This is a genomic window from Nocardia sp. NPDC003345 (assembly GCF_053589395.1).
The window spans coordinates 1-17493 of sequence record NZ_JBSFRU010000109.1 but is presented as its reverse complement, the minus strand read 5'-3'; the positions used below and the strand labels follow the sequence as shown (position 1 = coordinate 17493).

General features: G+C 69.0%; 15 protein-coding genes. 5 read left to right on the top strand and 10 right to left on the bottom strand.

All coding sequences use genetic code 11. From position 1 onward, the window contains the following. On the top strand, positions 1-710 hold a 710-nt coding region (locus ACWDU1_RS14760), incomplete at its 5' end, for an acyl-CoA dehydrogenase family protein (RefSeq protein WP_449998794.1). After that, entirely contained in the window at positions 710-1825 is a 1116-nt protein-coding gene (locus ACWDU1_RS14755; protein WP_449998792.1) for an acyl-CoA dehydrogenase family protein, read from the top strand. The genes ACWDU1_RS14760 and ACWDU1_RS14755, both read left to right, overlap by 1 nt. A 10-nt stretch (positions 1826-1835) precedes the next feature. Here ACWDU1_RS14755 and ACWDU1_RS14750 read toward each other — a convergent pair whose 3' ends face one another. From ACWDU1_RS14750 to ACWDU1_RS14705, 10 genes are all read right to left on the bottom strand, one after another. Next, positions 1836-2450 (bottom strand): TetR/AcrR family transcriptional regulator, encoded by a 615-nt coding sequence (locus tag ACWDU1_RS14750; RefSeq protein WP_449998791.1) that lies wholly within the window; start codon positions 2448-2450, stop codon positions 1836-1838. Positions 2451-2484: 34 nt separating this feature from the next. Continuing rightward, positions 2485-2976 carry a DUF3237 domain-containing protein gene (locus ACWDU1_RS14745; RefSeq protein ID WP_449998790.1) on the bottom strand — a complete coding sequence of 164 codons (492 nt, stop codon included), beginning with the start codon at positions 2974-2976 and terminating at the stop codon, positions 2485-2487. A gap of 123 nt (positions 2977-3099) precedes the next feature. Then, complete coding sequence (locus tag ACWDU1_RS14740) at positions 3100-3624, bottom strand: AAA family ATPase (protein WP_449998789.1); 525 nt, start codon at positions 3622-3624, stop codon at positions 3100-3102. A 79-nt stretch (positions 3625-3703) separates the two neighbouring features. Further along, entirely contained in the window at positions 3704-4072 is a 369-nt protein-coding gene (locus ACWDU1_RS14735) for a hypothetical protein (protein WP_449998788.1), read from the bottom strand. Further along, complete coding sequence (locus tag ACWDU1_RS14730; protein ID WP_449998787.1) at positions 4065-7943, bottom strand: RHS repeat-associated core domain-containing protein; 3879 nt, start codon at positions 7941-7943, stop codon at positions 4065-4067. Before ACWDU1_RS14730 ends, ACWDU1_RS14735 begins: the two co-directional genes overlap by 8 nt. Before the next feature lie 146 nt (positions 7944-8089). Then, positions 8090-9790, bottom strand: a complete 1701-nt coding sequence (locus tag ACWDU1_RS14725; protein WP_449998786.1) for a class I adenylate-forming enzyme family protein — start codon at positions 9788-9790, stop codon at positions 8090-8092. Positions 9791-9842: 52 nt separating this feature from the next. Further along, positions 9843-11036: a MaoC family dehydratase gene (locus ACWDU1_RS14720; protein WP_449998785.1), complete on the bottom strand. Its 1194-nt coding sequence runs from the start codon at positions 11034-11036 to the stop codon at positions 9843-9845. A 12-nt stretch (positions 11037-11048) separates the two neighbouring features. Beyond that, positions 11049-12032, bottom strand: coding sequence for an acrylyl-CoA reductase (NADPH) (acuI, locus tag ACWDU1_RS14715; protein ID WP_449998784.1), 984 nt, complete (start codon positions 12030-12032; stop codon positions 11049-11051). 169 nt (positions 12033-12201) lie between these two features. Next, the gene (locus ACWDU1_RS14710; RefSeq protein WP_449998783.1) at positions 12202-12978 is read right to left on the bottom strand and encodes an SDR family NAD(P)-dependent oxidoreductase; all 777 of its coding nucleotides are present in this window, start codon (positions 12976-12978) and stop codon (positions 12202-12204) included. Then, positions 12975-14513 carry a class I adenylate-forming enzyme family protein gene (locus ACWDU1_RS14705; protein WP_449998782.1) on the bottom strand — a complete coding sequence of 513 codons (1539 nt, stop codon included), beginning with the start codon at positions 14511-14513 and terminating at the stop codon, positions 12975-12977. The genes ACWDU1_RS14710 and ACWDU1_RS14705 overlap by 4 nt, the downstream gene beginning before the upstream one ends. 81 nt (positions 14514-14594) lie before the next feature. Here ACWDU1_RS14705 and ACWDU1_RS14700 point away from each other — a divergent pair, with 81 nt between their 5' ends. The 3 genes from ACWDU1_RS14700 to ACWDU1_RS14690 all read left to right on the top strand — a co-directional run. Further along, a complete protein-coding gene (locus ACWDU1_RS14700) occupies positions 14595-15764 on the top strand; it encodes a CaiB/BaiF CoA transferase family protein (RefSeq protein WP_449998781.1) in 1170 nt (389 codons plus the stop codon). Continuing rightward, positions 15761-17032 carry an acetyl-CoA hydrolase/transferase family protein gene (locus ACWDU1_RS14695; protein WP_449998780.1) on the top strand — a complete coding sequence of 424 codons (1272 nt, stop codon included), beginning with the start codon at positions 15761-15763 and terminating at the stop codon, positions 17030-17032. The genes ACWDU1_RS14700 and ACWDU1_RS14695 overlap by 4 nt, the downstream gene beginning before the upstream one ends. Continuing rightward, positions 17033-17493: enoyl-CoA hydratase/isomerase family protein (locus ACWDU1_RS14690; RefSeq protein WP_449998778.1), on the top strand; the 461-nt coding region annotated here is incomplete at its 3' end.

Here is a 17493-nt window from a genome sequence, read left to right as displayed (position 1 = left end):
ACGCCGACTGGTGCCTGCTGCTGGCCCGCACCGATCCGGAGGCGCCCAAACGGAAGGGCATCTCGTACTTCGTGATGGATATGCGCAGCCCGGGAATCGAGGTGCGTCCCATCCGGCAGGCGACCGGGGAATCGCATTTCTGCGAGATCTTCCTGGACCAGGTGCGGATCCCGGCCGAGAATCTGCTCGGCGCGGAGAACCGGGGCTGGCAGCTGGCCCAGCAGACGCTGGGGGCCGAACGCGGGCTCACCATGCTGGAACTCGCCGAGCGCCTCGGCAACGCCGGATTCGGATGGCTGCTCGACGAATGCCGCCGGCCCGATCCCACCGGCCGGCGGCCGGTCGACGACGCCGCGACCGCCGACCGGCTGGCGCGGCTCGAGATCGAACTGACCGGACTGCGATCACTGTGCCGGGATCTGGTCGAACGGCATGCCGCCGGAACCGTCGGCCCCGCGGACGCCTCGATCGTGAAGCTCTACTACAGCGAACTCCTGCAGCGGATCACCGATTTCGGCGCCGAGATCAGCGGCCTGACAGGGCAGACGGTCCTGCAGAAGCCGATGTCGGGCGGCTGGGAATCGGGGGCCTGGGTGCTGGACTTCCTCGGTTCCTGGGAATGGACCATCCCCGGCGGCAGCAGCGAGATCCAGCGGACCATCATCGGGGAACGCGGCCTCGGCCTGCCCCGCGAACCGGCGGGAGCCTGATGACCGGCGAATTCGGCGAATTCCACGACGAACTGCGCACGGTCGCACGGGAACTGCTGGGCAAGGGCGGTGACGCGGAGATCGGGTGGCAGGCGCTGGCGGGTGCGGGCTGGACCGGGCTGGAGGTCGCGGCCGAGTACGAGGGCGCCGGGGCGACCTTCACCGAGGTGGCGATCCTGCTGGAAGAGGTCGGCCGCGCGGCGGCGCGGACCGCGTACCCGAGCGTGGCCGCGGCGGGTATCGGGGTCCTCGGCCTACTCGATTCCGATCCCGGCCGGGACGGGCTGCTACGCGATACCGTCGCGGGCACCGCGGTACCGATCGCGGTGCTGGAAGGAAATATGGTGCCGGCGGCCGGCGGCGAAACGGCTTGTGCCGGCACCGCAGGCATAGTACCCGGCTTCCGGTTGAGCGAAACTTCCGAGGGGTTCGAGTTATCCGGCTCCGCGGCCTTCGTCCCGGACGCCGCCGCCGCGACGGCCCTGCTCATCTCCGCACTCGACCCCTCCGGGGAGATCCGGCTCGCCGTCATGGCACCCGATGCGACGGGTTTGCGGATCACCGCCGAACCCGTCGTGGATGCGACCCGGACCCTGGGGCGCGTGGCCGCCGACGCGGTATCGGTCGCGCCGGATGCTGTGCGGTCCTTCCGCTCGGATAGTGACCGCGGCCTGCGCGCCGTCTACGACCGGGCCGCGCTCGCCGTCGCCTGCGACAGCGTGGGCATCGCCGCGGCGATGCTGGACGCGACCGTCGAATACGCCCGTGTCCGAACCCAGTTCGACCGGCCGATCGGCTCGTTCCAGGCGGTCAAACACGCCTGCGCCGATATGCTCGTCGAACTCACGATCGCGCGCCGGCTCGTCGCCGAGGCCGTGGCGGGCGTGGCGGCGGGGGCGGGGGACAGCGGTCGTGCGGTCGCGGTGGCGAAGGCTTACGCCGGTGAGGCCGGCGTACGGATCGCCGGTAAGGCGATGCAGCTACACGGCGGGATCGGCTATACGTGGGAAAGCGGTATCCATCGCTATCTCAAACGCGCGACGCTGAACCGGGCACTGTTCGGCGGCCCCGCCGACCATCGTCGCGAGCTCGCCCGCGAATACTCGCGGCCCTGACCGGCAATGTTCACGGCGCCGGTCGCAGCAGCCCGCCGGCGATCCGGCGTACCTGTGCGACGCTTCCGGAGTCGCCCAGGCGCAGGGCGATATTGGCCGCGTTGAGGGCGGCGTCGATCTGGAAGGCCGCCAGCTCGGCATCCTCACACCGCAACCGCCCGTCGGCCGCGATCACCTCCAGCCGGCCGGTCAGGGTATTCAGCCAGGCCCGATGCTGGTGCTCGAGCAGATCGCGAATCGGTCCCGGGTGACTGTCGAACTCGGGGCGGTTGGCGCCCCAGAAGCATCCACCCGGGAAGAGTGGCGTGGCGGCGTAGTCGATCCAGCTGTCGAGCAGCGCCTCCCACCGCGGCACACCCTCCGGCACCGTCCATGCCGGGGCCACGACCGCCGCGGCGAACACCTCGCCGGCCGTTTCGGCGGTGGCCAGCTGCAGTGCTTCCTTCGTCCGGAACAGGGTCTGGATACCCGCCTTGCTGATGCCGAGTTCGTCGGCGAGACGCCCGAAGCTGATTCCGGCCAAACCATCGCGTGAGGCGATATCGACGGCATGCCGGGTGATCGTGCGGCGTGATCGGGCCCCGCGTTCGCGCCGCCGGTCCGGCGGGTGTGCCTCGTCGCTCATCGGCGCGGTATCCCGGGGATCGATGCTGCGCCGGTCACAACACCCGCTCCACGTGATAGGCGACCCCGCCGTCGATCGGGCGACCCGAACCCACCGCGACGATGTCATTGAGCCAGGAGTGCCGTTCCGACCCGGTTTCGAAAAGAATCGCGGTGCGGAAGTAGTACCGGGCCGGATCCACGGCGTAGAGGTCCGCGCGGCCGGTGATCGCGCCCTGCACCTCGGGCGGGATCACCCAGCGACCCTGGTATGTCATATGCACCAGGTCATTGTCCGCGCGCAGCGTCAGCCGGACATCGAGCAGCATCGTCCCGTCGGGACGGTAGAGTGCCCAGTCCCCGCCGCCGGGCACGACTTCGCCGCTGAGCCGGGGTCCTTGGAACGAACCACCCGTCGCGCGGTAGAGGACGCGCCGGCCGATCGGCCCGCCTCCGAAGTTCAGTGGTGTCTCCAGGTCCACCGTCATATCGAACAGATGCTCGGTACGGATCGTTTCTGCCGTTCCGGATCGGGTCTCGGTGGTCATCGACGCTCTCCTCTGTTTCGGTGGGCAACGCGTCGAATATAAGTATACATACGACCGTATGTAATGGCGAGTGGCGTGACTCCGCAACTGTGCGGATCCGCGGGGGTGGTGGCGGGAGGGCGGTCAGGACAGAGGGCGCGACCGGTCGAGGATGGCATCGACCGTTTCCGCGACGGTGAGATCGGAGGTATCGAGCCACAACCCGATTCGCGGCGTGGTCTCGCGCAGGCCGGAATCCAGCTCGGCGACAGTGAAAGTGCCGTAGGCCTTTTTCGTCCGGCCCGCCTCGCGGGCGGCGACCACCTCGGGACGCGGTGCCAGCACGATCACGTGGAGCGGGCGGGTGCGGATCTGCCCGGCGAACCACGGTAGCTCCGCGCCGAGGACCACGTCCTGCACCACCGCGGCGAATCCGGCATCGGCATACGCGTCGGCCGTGGCGGCCGCGAGCCGGTAGCGCAACCGCAGCTGCTCCAACGCGGCGGCCGACGGATTCGGGCCCATCTCGGCCCGGCCGTTGACCACGAAGGTGCGGAAAGTATCGCCGCGAATATGCGCCGACCGGGGCAGTCTCTGCGCGAGCGCCTGCGCGACGGTCGATTTTCCCGCGGCCTGGATCCCGGTGACGAGGTAGACGGTGCCGATCACGCCCGACAGAGTGGCCTATCCGGTACCGGGCGCGCAATCGGATTCATCCGCGGCGGCGCCGGTGGGCCGACCGCTCTCGTTACCGGTCACCGGACCGGTCGCGAAAGGGCGCGTACCAATCCCGGGGGCGGTCCTGGATCTCCCGCAGCTCCCCGACCGAATCGTTGACGATCGCGAAACTGGTGAAGGTGAGCGGATAGTAGACCGCCGACATGGCGTCGTCCCGAGTCGATACTCGCAGCTCGGCGCGGGTGCCGCCGTTCGTCTCCAGTGTCGCCCGGAATCCGGCCGTCTCGTCCGAGTGGATCGGTAGCGACCCGGCCCGCCGGGGTGCCGCGAAAGTGAGACGCCAGAGCGTCTCCCAGTGTCCGTCGTCGAGTTCGGTGCAAATGCCCCACGCGGTCGGGCGCAGGTTCTCGGCCGAGTAGCCGGAGGGTTCGTCAGTCAACCTCGGGGGTCACTTTCCATTTCCAGTCCATCTGATCATTCAGGGTGGTGAACGAGCCCGGAGCGAAGATGGTTTCGTCCGGGACTCCGTCGCCGACCTTACGAACGGTAACCAACCCCTTCCCGACCAGTTCCTGATAGGTCGATTCCGGCAGCCGCCCCACGAGCACCGTGGACGGAGAGTACTGGCTGTGCCGCAGCCCCCATTCGTACGCGGCCTGGAAGCCCGGCGAGGAGCCGTTCTCCACCTCGTGGGTGAAGAACGATCCGCGCCGGCTCATCGACCCGCCCCGTGAGGCCGTGGCGGCCACCTGCTGATTGAGGCCGTAGGTCATGATGTATTCGGCGTGGTCGGCCGAGGTGCCGTGCGCGAAGTCACGATACGTACGGTCGGCTTCGCACTCACGAGGTATCAGTCCCAGCGGATCGCACCAGGTGAGCGGATTGTGCGGGTAGGCGACGGGGTTCGCCGCCGGACCCGGCCCCAGCGGATCCCGCGTGAGATACCGCCCGATGGCGGGATCGTAGACGCGGTGCAGGTTGTAGTGTAGACCACTCTCCGGGTCGTACTGCTGCCCGGGAAAGCGCAACAGCGTATGGCTGTAGCCCGACCAGGTCGTTTCTCCCCACAGTGTGCTGGTGGCGGTCGCGGCCACCTGCCCGGAGTCGGTGAGAAGCCGAATCGGCGCTCCGGACGGGCCGGTCACGACTGCGACGAATTCGCGGTCGGCCCCGTCCCGGTCGAGGGTCTGGGTGAGCGGGATGTGGGTGCCGGGGTGATACGACCAGTGGGTGGTCGCGTCACCAGCGGTCTGTTCCGTCAGCCGGGGGCCGTCCCAGGTGTAGTCCGTGCGTTCGAGCGCCGCCCCGGCGGCGGTGAGACGATATTTCGCCGTACGTCTTCCGAGCGCGTCGTAGGTGTAGCGCCAGCGTTGGCCGCCGGACGTCCGCAGTTCGGTGAGCTGGTCGAAGGCGTTGTATCGGTACTGCCGGACCTCGGGCCGGCGGGAGGGCCGGCCGGTGATGCTGCGGATCAGCCGGCCGCTCTCGTCGTACCGGAACCGCGTTCGGCCGTGCCGGACGAGCACATTGTCTCGATACTCCCGGTGGTGCAGCGGATCCGGCCTGTTCGGGGGTACCGGTTCGTCGATTGCTCGCGCCGGTTCGGCCCCGCCGGTCCGGATATTTCCCAGCCGGTCGTAGCGATATCGCTCGACGACTCGTTCGCCGCTGGTGATCGCGGTGATCCGCCCTATCTCGTCGAGCTCGTACTCGCGGCGGATCTCCGGCCCGGCACCGGCCACCGTCGACTGCGCGGTGGGATATCCGTCCGCCCGCAGGCTGTAGTCGTCACGGAAGATCGGCGTGCGGGCGGATGCTCCGGAGGCGACGACGCCGACGGTCTGGGCGACGGTGTGCCCGACCGGGGAGTAATCGCGATCGACCGTGAGAGCGCCGACTCGCCAGCCGGTGGCGCGCCCGAGGTGGTCCTGGACGAAATCCAGACGCCGGTCGCCGGTATTCATCGCCGTGACCCGGTCGGCCTCGTCGTACTGCCAGGTGGTGACCATCCCGCTCGGTGAGGTGCGCGAAACTCGGCGGCCGTGCCGGTCGTGTTCGAAGACGCTCGGCGGGCGGCCGTCCACCTGCTCGGTGGCCGGTTGCCCGTCGGAGGTGTGAGTGAAACGGAGTGAATGCGCTGTGCGGTCTGCTGTACCGGAAACAGCCGTCGTCATCCGGCCCGCGGCGTCGTAGCCGTACCGCAGCCATTCTCCCGTCGCGGCGGTCACCCCGGTGGGACGGCCGAGGATGTCGTAGGTGTGGGTCCGGGTGATACCGGTGGCCGGGGTCACGGTCGTGATCCGGCCGCACGGATCGTGGCCGTAGCGGGTGAGCGCTCCGGAGTACTCGGTTTCGGCCACGCAGCGGCCCGCCCGGTCGTAGGCGTAATGCCAGGTGTCACCCAGCGGGTTGGTGATTCCGGTGAGCCGGCGCTGCGTATCCCAGGTGTAGCGGGTGGTGGCGCCGTCCGGATCCGTGCGGCTGCTGACCAGATCGAACGCGCCGTAAACGTACCGGGTCCGGCCGCCCGCGCGGTCGGTATGCGCGAGGAGATTGCCTTCGCCGTCGTATTCCCAGCTCTCGCGGTAACCGTCGGGGTGGGTGCGTTCGGTGAGGCGGTCGTCGCCGGACCAGGTGTAGGTCGTGATACCGCCGAGGCCGTCGGTGACCACGGCCGGTCGGCCGAAGCGATTGCGTGTGATGGTGGTGACCGCCCCGTGGGCGTCGATGACCCGGACCGGCAGGCCGGCCGGATCGACCTCGATCTCGGTGACGGCACCGGTGGATTCGGTGACGACTGTGACCGCGCCACCGGGGTGGCGGCCGAATTCGGTCCTCGCCCCGCCGGGGCCGACCACCGCCGTGACCGCACCCGAGTCGTTCCACTCCTGGATATGCGGCGGTTCGCCGGCGGCGGTGACAGCGGAAACCCGCCGCCGGTCGGTGTAGGAGATCAGGATGGCCTGTCCGTCCGGGCGGATGACCTCGACCGTATCGCCGTCCGCGTTGTGTCGGTAGGTGGTCACGGCCCCGTCCGGGGCGACGACCCGAGCCGGGCGATGATCACCGCCGTATTCGGTGCGGGTGCGCCCGCCGGCGGGATCGATGTGCTCACACAGCCGTAGCTCGCTGTCGAGCACGTATTCCGTCGCCGCTCCGGTGGAATCGATATGGACGGTGCGGCGGGCTCCGCTGTCCGGATCGGTCGAATATTCGAAGCGGGCGTCGAGGATGCCGGCGGTGCCGTGCTGGGCTACGACACGGCCGGCCGCGTCGTAGCTGTTGCGCATACGGTTGCCGTTCGAATCGGTCCACGACGTCATACGGTGCTCGGTATCGTAGGTGTAGCGCGTGGTGGCGCCGACTCCGTTGGTTACCGTCTCCAGCCACCCGCGGTCATAGCCGAATTCACGGACTGTCGCGGTGTCCTCGTCGCCGGATCCCGGCACCCGGAGTGCGGTGATCCGGCCGTTCTCGCATTCGATATCGACCCGGTAACCACCCGAGTGCTCGATGGCGACAGGGGCACCGTCGACGGCGTAGTGGAAAGAGATCCGGTTACCGAAGCGGTCGGTCAGGGCGGACAGCGCATAGCCGCCGCGTCGGCGATCGACGGTTCCCGGTTCTCGCGTGGTGAACATCCGGACGAGTTCATGCTCCGGATCGGTCACCGAATAGCCCCCGCCTTCGGCGGCCCGCAACGCCCACCGCGGCCCGCCGTTGGCGGGAAATACCGGCTGCCCCTGTTCCGGGTGCGGATACACCAGCAGGAGGCCGTCCTCGCCGACGAACGTCACGGTGGCGATATCCACGACGACGCGCATATCCAATGTCGCCGACCAGGACGGCCCGAACCACCGCCCGAAGCGGAAGTTCGAGCGGTGCCGCCGCCGCAGCACCAGTGGCAGCACCCCCGGCAGCCGCAAATCGGTATCCGGCATCACGAATTCGCCGGTGGCCACGTCCACCGGGTCGTTGCATACGGTCACCTGCTCCGAGGTGCGATTCGTCTCGGAGCGGTTCGTCAGTGCGGTACGCGCGAGTCCGCGGTCTCTGCCGGTGCGGACGGTGGCGTCATGTTGCCCGTCCCGGAACTGCGTTCGCTGCCCGCCCGGCGTATCGGCCGGGCCGTGCGGCGCGGCGCCCCGGATCTGCTCCGCGGCCCGGGCCTGTACCTGGAGGTGGGTCGTTGCCGCTCCGGCGAGTGCTCCGTCGTGGTTGGGTGAATGCCGTCCCCAACCGGTGGCGATATTCTTGGCGATCCCCGATAGTTGAGAGCCCGCCGAGACGAATGCTTTTGCAATGAACACGGCCCGCACCTCCCCGACGTTTGGCATCATCGCATGGCCATCGGTTCGGCCGATACCGGCCCGCGATGACGCGTGCGTGCCGCCGGGCGGTTCGGTAGGTGGCCGCGGGGCCCGGCGCGGCGCCGGCGATGGGGGAGCAGGCCGGCTCAGGCCGGGGCGAGCCGTTCGGCGGCCAGTGCGCGGAGATCGGCTGATTTGATCTTGGCGCTGCCGGTGAGGGCGAGATCGTCCTCGGTGAAGAACAGGATCTCCCGGGGCACCTTGTAGCTGGCCAGATGGGCGCGTAGATGTTCGCGGATCTCGCCGGCCACCAGATCGCGGCCGGTATGCGGGACCACGCAGGCGACCACCATCTCGCCGAGGGTTTCATGTGCGACACCCACGGTCCGGCCGATCTTGACGCCCGGATACTGGCCCAGCACCTCGTCGACCTCGAGTGGGGAGACGTTCGCGCCGCCGGTCTTGATGATGTCGGTGAGCCTGCCCTCCCAGTACAACCGGCCCTGCTCGTCGAGATAGCCGCCGTCTCCGGTGTGGAAATAGCCGTCGTCGTCGAGGGTTTCGTCCAGCGGGATACCGAGATAGCCCAGCATCAGGGTCGGGCCCTTGACACAGATCTCGCCGTGCTCGCCGCGTACGAGCGCCGTGCCGGTGAGCGGGTCGGCGATCTTCACCGTCACACCCGGGAGCGGGACACCGCTGCTACCGGCGATCACCTCCTCCGGGGTGCAGGCCGGGAAACAGGTGGTGATGGTGAAGGTCTCGGTGTTGCCGTAGGCGTGCCCGGGTTCGGTCCAGTCGGTATCGATGGTGGGGTGGGTGGCCAGCGGCAGGTCCCGGTCGACGAAACGCAGGCTGCTCAGATCCGCGGTGTCCCAGTTCGGCGCACCCTGCAACTGGGCGTGCTGGTGCGGCCAGGCCACGGGGAAGGTCACCCGGTGCGACTGCATGAGGTCCAGAGCCGCGGCGGCGTCGAAGAGCGGCTGCAGGATCAGCGTGCCGCCCGCGGCGAGGGTCGCGCCGAGAGCCTGGGCGAAATTACCGGACCAGAAGAAGCCGTTGGCGGTCCAGCAGCGGACGTCGTCGCCGGGACCGAACCCGAACATCCGGCGGAACCGCCACATCTGGATGGCGACCCCCCGATGCGCGCTGCGGATCCCCTTCGGTTTGCTGGTGGTGCCGGAGGAGAAATACAGCACAGCGGTATCGCTGGGCTGCACGGTCGCGGTCGCGGCGTCGACCAGCGCGGGATCGACGGCCGCGCCGCGTTCCAAGAATTCCGCCCAGGTCTCCACCGCCGTACCCGATACCGGATCGCCGACCGAGGCGAGATACCGCAGAAAGGGGTAGGCGGTGGAATCGATCCGGCCCGGTACGGCGCCGGACAGTCCCGGCTCCAGTTCGGTGAGCACTGTGCCGAAATCCGTTTTCGCCACCAGCCGTTCGAACAGCAGCACCGAAACGCCCGAGACGCGGAGCAGGTGCTCGAGTTCCGGCGGGGTGGAGAAGGTGCTCAGCGCCACCGCCACCCCGCCGGCCAGTGAGGTGCCGAAAACCGCCGCGAGCCATTCGGCGCGGTTGGTCATCAGCACCCCGACCCGGCTGTCCTTGCCGACCCCGCAGGCCCGCAGTGACCGCGCGACCGCGTGCGCGCGGTCCCACAGCTCGGCGTAGGTCCATTCGGTGCCGTCGTCCGGGGAGACGAGAGCCGTCCGGTCGCCGAAACTGTCCGTCACTTCGCGGAGGAAGCCCGGTAGGGTGAGCGTCCCGAGCCCGGGCTCCTCACTCAGCGGCGGTCCCGCGACGATCGCGGCCCGGTCGGGGGTGTGCTGGGCCCCGGTGCTCATCGCCGGTTGTCCTCTCTGACAGTGCTTCCGCGACGCGCGCGGGGGTCCGCCGCTACAGCGGGAGTTCGACCTCGGCGGTGCAGGAGACCAGCTTGCCGCCGTCTTGATTGGTGAGCGTGAGCTTCACCTGCACCAGGGGCACACCCCAGGTGGATTCCGGGTTCTTGTCCACGATCTCGGCGTCGAAATAGGTCACGTCGCCCTCGAACGCCGGCAGCCGGAAGTCGGCCTTGGTATGCCGCACCAGACCGTCGTTCCCGGCCCAGTAGGCCAGGTAGTCGGTGCACCAGCCGCCCATCGTCGCCCCGTAGCCGTAGGCGCGGGCCATACCGACGTCACCGGCCTTCTCGGCGTCGATATGACCGCGCGAGGGCCCGACGTAGAGACCGTCGCGCAACCGCGGATCGATCTTCGCGCCTTCTTCGTCGAAGCCGAATCCCTCGGTCCAGCCCGGATCCTGGTAGACCCACGGATCCTCGACGCCCTCGGGCGCCGTCCACCGGAAGGTGCCCCAGATATTGAAGAGGAAGGCCCGGTATTCGGTGGTGAAACTGGCGATACTGTGCGGGCCGATCACCCGGCGCGGCAGTTTGTCGCCGACCTTCACCTCGTCGAAATGCGGTGAGACCCCGAGCCGGTTGGACATCAGCCATTCGGTGCGCAGCGCGTCCACCTCGGCGAGTTCGGCGGCCGTCCACTTCTTGATCTCACCGAGCTGGCTTTCGTACATACCCCGCTTGTTCGCCTCTTCGGCGAGGTAGCGGATGGCCGTGGACCGCTCCTTGGCGACGAGCGCGCCGTGCTGGTTGCGGTGGACGGTGTCGCCGCGGGAGAACATGGTGGGCCCGGCGAAATTCGTCTGGGCCACCTTGTAGTCGTGGAAGCGCCGCTCCTGGAACAGCTGGTCGCCCGGGCGCACCGGGCAGCCGTAGAACCACCACTCCTCGCCGCCGAAGATGAGGTGACTGTTCGGGATGTGCCCGACGCAGGCCGGCGCCGCGCCGTGCCCGTAGTCCAGGGCGACCGCGATCGACTGCGGGGCGATGAGGCCGCCGTAGCGCGATTCCCGCGCGAATTCCTGATCCCAGTGCAGCGGATTCGGATAGTCCATCGCCATGACCCAGCGGCGGATATCGGAGGTGCTGCACGGATCCCACAGTTGCCCGCCGCCGATCGGCTTGCCCACGCGATGATCGACATCGCTGAGATCCAGTTCGACGGTGCCTTCGTCGGTTTTCTTGCTCACGAGAACTCCTGCTCAGCGATTCACGTCGACGACGATCCGGCCGCGGACGGTGCCGTCGATGAACCCGCGCGCCGCCTCGGCGGCCTCGCCGAGCGTGATCTCGGTGGCGATCGAATCGAGAACGGCCGGGTCCAGATCGCGGGCGAGACGGTTCCAGGCGTCGAGGCGTTTCTGTTTGGGCGCCATCACGCTGTCCACTCCCAGCAGGGAGACCCCGCGGAGAATGAACGGTGCGACGGTCGCGGGGAAATCCATGCCCTGTGCCAGACCGCAGGCGGCGACGGCGCCGCCGTAGCGGGTCTGCGCGGCCGCGTTGGCCAGGGTGTGACTGCCGGCGGTATCCACCACACCGGCCCACCGCTCCTTCTGCAGCGGTTTGCCCTTCTCGGAGAGTTCGGCACGGTCGATCACGGTGGTGGCGCCGAGCTGTTTCAGGTAGGCGTGCTCGTCGGCCTTACCGGTCGCGGCGGCCACGGTGAAACCGGCCTTGGTGAGCAGCGCGATGGCCACACTGCCGACGCCGCCGGTCGCGCCGGTCACCAGGATCTCGCCGGAATCGGGGGTGAGACCGTACTTCTCCAGAGCGTCCACGCAAAGCGCGGCCGTATAACCCGCGGTGCCGATGGACATGGCCTGACGTTCGGTGAACGCCGTGGGCAGCGGGATCAACCAGTCACCGTTGAGCCGCGCGCGCTGCGCCAGCCCGCCCCAGTGGGTTTCGCCGACGCCCCAGCCGTTGAGGACGACCGTATCGCCGGACTTCCAGTCGGCATGGCTGCTGGTGGCGACGGTACCGGCGAGATCGATACCGGGGACCATCGGGAATTTGCGCACCACCGGCGAGGCGCCGGTGATGGCGAGCGCGTCTTTGTAGTTGAGCGTGGAGTAGGCCACCTCGATCTCGACATCGCCCTCGGGCAGCTGCGCTTCGTCGATCTCGGAGAGTGCGACCTGCGGTCCGGTCTCACCCTTGTCGATGAGAATTGCGGAGAACATCGGTGATGTGGTCCTTCCTCGTTCCATTCGGATATGTGCCGTTCCAGCATCTCGAACGGTGCTGTGCCGGTGGACGGGCGCCGGTTCCGCGATGACGGAGGAGAATTATATTCTCTGAAACAAGAATCATATTTCCACCCGCGTTATGCGCTGTCAACACCCTCGGCGATCAACGCGCGGTCCAGCCGCCGTCCACCACGATGGTCTGGCCGGTGACGTACCGGCCCGCGTCGCCGGCCAGCCACACAACGGCCCCGACGATGTCCTCGGCCGTGCCCTCCGTGGGCAGCGGGGTATTGCGGCGCAGGTACTGTCCGCCCTTCTCGCTGTCGTAGAGGCTGTCGGTGATCTCGCTGCGGAAGAAGCCCGGCGCGACCGTGTTCACCCGGATGGAGTGGCGTGCCCACTGCACGGCGAGTTCGGCGGTCAGGCCGGACAGCCCGGCCTTGCTCGCCGCGTAGGAGGCCTGCGGTATGCCCGGAACCCCCACCCGGCCGCTGATGGAGGACACATTGACGATCGACCCGCGACCCAGGTCGCGCATATGCGGGAACACCTGCTGGGCCAGCAGCAGGGGTGCCAGCAGATTCAGGTCCAGGGTGCGCCGGATATCGTCGAGGGATTCGGATTCGGCGCGCTCGGTGCCGAAGCGGTTGCCCGCCGCGTTGATCAGGATCTCCGGCGGGCCGAGCCGGTCGGCGATCACGGGGACCGCGTCGGCGATCGCGGCCGGGTCGGACAAATCGCAGCCCAGCGCCAGCCCGTCGATGTCGGTGGCCAATGCCTCCAGCCGGTCGCGGCGCCGGGCCAGCACCGCCACCCGGGCGCCGAGCCCGGCGAGTGCGCGACTCACCGCGGCGCCCAGCCCGGACGATCCGCCCGTCACCACCGCGACCCGGCCGTCGAGTTCGAAGGGGCGCACGGCGGCCGCGCGATCGGCGCTCATACCGATCCGCCCCGGAGCGCGAGGGCCGGCAGTTCGGTGCGAACCACCTTGCCCATGGCGTTGATCGGTAGGCATTCGACCACGGCCCAGACCTCGGGCACCTTGTAGCCCGCCAGTTCGTCCCGGCAGTATTGCGCGAGCTCCGCGAAATCGACCTCGCTGCCGCCGGTTTCGATCACCGCCGCGACCTGCTGGCCCAGTCTCTCGTGCGGTACCCCGCAGACCGCCGCTTTCACCACGGCCGGATGACCGGCCAGCACCCGTTCCACCTCGAGCGGATAGATGTTGGCGCTCCCTCGGATGATCACCATCTTCTTGCGGTCCAACACAGTGAGCCAGCCTTCGGCGTCCACGGTGCCGATATCCCCGGTGGGTACCGGTCCCGTGGGCGGTGGTGTGATACCGCCGTCGGACCAGTGTCCGAGCAGAGGGCGCCACAGCCCTGCCCACGGCCCTTCGGTCCGCGCGGACAGCGACAACTCGCCGAGTTCGCCCGGGGCGAGCCGGTTCCCGTCGTCGTCGTAGGCGGCCACGTCGAATTGTGGCAGCACCCGGCCGCTGGACCGGGGATGCCACTGTGAATTCGGCGGGTCGATGGCGACCACGGTGGGCGCTTCGGTGAGACCGTAGGTCACCCGGGGCACAATGCCGTGGGCGTCGGCGAACGCGGTGCGCACGGTATCCGGGGTATCGCTGCCGCCGCTCCACACCTCGCGCAGCGAACTCAGATCCAGATCGGGCCGGGCGGCCAGATCGTAGAGCTGGGCGGGGGCGCCGTTCCAGACCGTGACCCCGCGGGTGGCGATCCATTCCGCGACACCGGCGAGATCGCGCCGGTTCATGATCACCGCGCAGCCCCCCGCCTGGGCGGTGAGCAGGGTGGACAGCACCATCAGGTTGAGGATGGTGAACGGGAAGCTGTCGCCCTTGCGCAGATCCGGTCCGTAACCGCGGGTCGCGACCAGGGCGGCGCCGGGCAGCAGCAGATTGCGCTGGCTGTGCACCACGGCCTTGGGCCGGCCGGAGGTGCCGCTGGTGAAAGCGATCGCGGCGGGCGCGTCGAGATCGGCGGCGAGAGCGGGCGGCGGCGTGGCGGATTGCGCCGCGGCCCACCGATCGGGGTCCACGCGGGCGGGCGAATCGACCTGATACCGGTCGCCGGCCAGCACGACCGCCGGTTCGATCAGATCGTGCAGATACTGCTGTTCGCCGACGGCCAGCGCCTCGCCGATGCCCGCCCAGATCGCGCCGATGCGCTGCGCGCCGTGGAAGGCGGCGACGATCCCGAGGTCGTTGGGCAGGCAGGCGCCGACCCGGTCGCCGGGCCGGACTCCGAGGGACCACAGGGCCGCGGCCGCGGCATCGGCTCGCGCGTCGAGTTCGCGGTAGGTCCAGGTTCCCGAAACCGCTTCCAGGGCGACGGCCTCGGGGTCCCGGGCGAGTGCGGGACCCAGCACCTCGGCGATGGACGCCGGGAGCCGGGGTGCGGCGGTGTCGCTGGGTCGGCCGCCGCTGTCGCCATTGAAACTGGGCACCTCTACTTGATATCACTATCCTTACAAAGATTCATCAGATAGCCGCCGATTGGTTCGGGCGGCCCGGTGAAGGTAGGGCGTATGCAGCACACAGGGCCGCTGGCCGGAGTGCGGGTGATCGATCTGACGTCCATGGTGATGGGCCCGTACTGCACCCAGATCATGGCCGATATGGGTGCCGAGGTCATCAAGATCGAACCCCCGGCGGGCGACAACACCCGCTATATCTCGGTCGGCCCGGAGCCGGGGATGGCCGGGGTCTTCGTCAATGTCAATCGCGGAAAGCGCAGTGTGGTGCTGGATCTGCGCTCGGCGGAGAACAAGGCCGCGCTACGCGAACTGATCGCCGGCGCGGATGTGTTCATCCATTCGATGCGCGGCCGCGCGGTCACCGCCCTGGGATTCGGCTACGACGAGGTGGCCGCGGTGAACCCGGCGATCGTCTACACCAACTGCTACGGCTACGGCCGCCGCGGACCCGAGGCCGACCGCACCGCCTACGACGACACCATCCAGGCCGAATGCGGGTTACCGCACGTCCAGCGGCTGCTCACCGGTGAGCCGGGTTACGTCGGCACCATCATGGCCGACAAAGTGGCCGGGATGACCGCGCTCTACGCCACCATGATGGCCCTGTTCCATCGCGAGCGGACCGGGGAGGGCCAGGAGGTGGAAGTGGCCATGTTCGAGACCATGGCCTCGTTCATGCTGGTCGAACACGCCAACGGCGCGATGTTCGACCCGCCGCTGGGCACCGCCGCCTATCCGCGCGCTGTCACCACCGAGCGGGCGCCGTATCGCACCGCGGACGGCTATATCTCGGCACTGGTCTACAACGACAAACAGTGGAACGCCTTCGTGCGGGCGGTGCGCCCGGCCTGGGCGGGGCCGGAATTCGCGACCCTGGCCCAACGGGCCGCGCAGATCGGCACGGTGTACGCCCACCTTCGGGAAACCTTCGCCACCCGCACCACCGCCGAATGGCTGGAACTGCTGAACTCGCTGGAGATCCCGGCCGCGCCGGTGCGCACGCTCGACGAACTGTTCGACAACGAGCACCTGAACGCGGCGGGTTTCTTCGAAACCGTCGATACTCCCGACGGCCCGGTGCGATTCCCCGGACCGCCCACCTGGTTCTCCCGGACCCCGGGCCGGGTGGCCGGACCGGCACCGCGCCTGGGCGCGCATACCGAGGAGGTCCTGCGCGGCGTGGCCGAATCGGCCGCGGCGGTGGACGGGAGCCGGCGATGACCGTGCACACCGACGCCGCGAGCCTGGACCTGCGGCAATTCCTGCGGCCGGGCGACCGCATCGTGATCGGGCAGGCGTGTGGCGAGCCCAGCACCCTGCTCGAGGCGCTGATCGCGCAGGCCGGTGCCATCGGCGGGGTGTCGGCATTCGTCTCGACCAGCTTCTCCGGGATCTTCACCCCCGAATCCGTGGCCGGATTCGACCTGTCGAGCATGGGCGCCATCGGCACGCTGCGTTCGCTGGCCAAGGCGCACCGGCTGGGGATCGTGCCGTGTCATGTGAGCCGGGTGGGCCCCATGATCGAGGACGGGACCCTCGGCTGCGATGTGGCCTTCGTCCAGGTCAGCCCGGCCGACGAACACGGCCGCCACAGCTTCGGCCTCATCGGCGACCATACCCGCGCGGCCGTCGACCGCGCGCGGGTGGTGATCGCCGAGGTGAACGACCGGGTGCCTTTCGTGCCCGGCGAATCCCTGGCCGCGCACGAGATCGACTGCGCCGTCGCGGTGTCCCGGCCGCCGGTGCAGGTGCCGCCGGCCGCGATCGGCCCGCTCGACGAGGCGGTCGCGAAATATGTCGCCTCCTATATCGAGGACGGGTCGGTGTTGCAGACCGGGGTGGGCGCGGTCCCCGACGCCGTGTTGCGTCAGCTGGGTGACCGCCGCGACCTGGGGGTGCACTCCGGGATGATCGGCGACGGCCTGGTGGATCTGGTCGAGGCCGGAGTGATCACCAACGCGCGCAAACGGATCGACCCCGGTGTATCGGTCACCGGCGCGCTCATCGGCACCGACCGCCTGTACCGCTTCGCCCACCGCAACCCCGCACTGCGCCTGTGCGCCACCTCCTACACCCACGACGCGGCCGTGCTGGCCCAGGTGGATCGTCTGGTAACCCTCAATTCCGCCCTCGAGGTCGACCTCACCGGTCAGGTGAATGCCGAACAGAGTGGTGCCGCCTACCTCGGGGGCACCGGGGGACAGGTCGATTTCGTCCGCGCCGGGGTCCGGTCGCGGGGCGGCCGTTCGGTGATCGCGCTGCCCGCCACCGCTCGCGGCGGGACGGTCTCCCGGATCACCGCCCGCCTGTCGGGGCCGGTCACCACCGCCCGCAGCGATGTCGATGTGATAGTCACCGAGTTCGGCGCCGCCGAGCTGGCCGGCCGTGATCTCGCCGAACGAACCCGGCGGTTGATCGCGATCGCGCACCCGGACTTCCGGGAAGACCTGTCCCGCGACGCCTACGAGATCCAGCGAAGAGGATTCTGAATGACCGACGACGCCGTACTGTTCGACGCCCGCCCCGACGGGATCGCGGTCATCACCCTCAACCGCCCGCAACGGCGCAACTGCCTGGACAAGGACATCCGGGAGGGGCTGTTCGCGGCCTGGGACCGCTTCGAGCACGATCCGGCCCTCGGTATCGCCGTGCTCACCGGGGCCGGGACCAAGGCGTTCTGCGCGGGTGGGGATCTCGCCGAAATGGTGGAAACCCGCATGGCCGAACCGCCGCGGCAGATGTTCCCGCTGCCCTACGACACGATCGAACTGTCCAAACCCACCATCGCCGCGGTCAACGGCGCCGCGTTCGCAGGTGGCTGGATGATCGCGCAGGCCTGCGACCTCTGCGTGGCCGCCACCACCGCCACCTTCGCGGTCACCGAGGTGAAGGTCGGCCGGAGTTCACCGTGGGCGGCACCGCTGATCCATATGATCCCGCAGCGGATCAT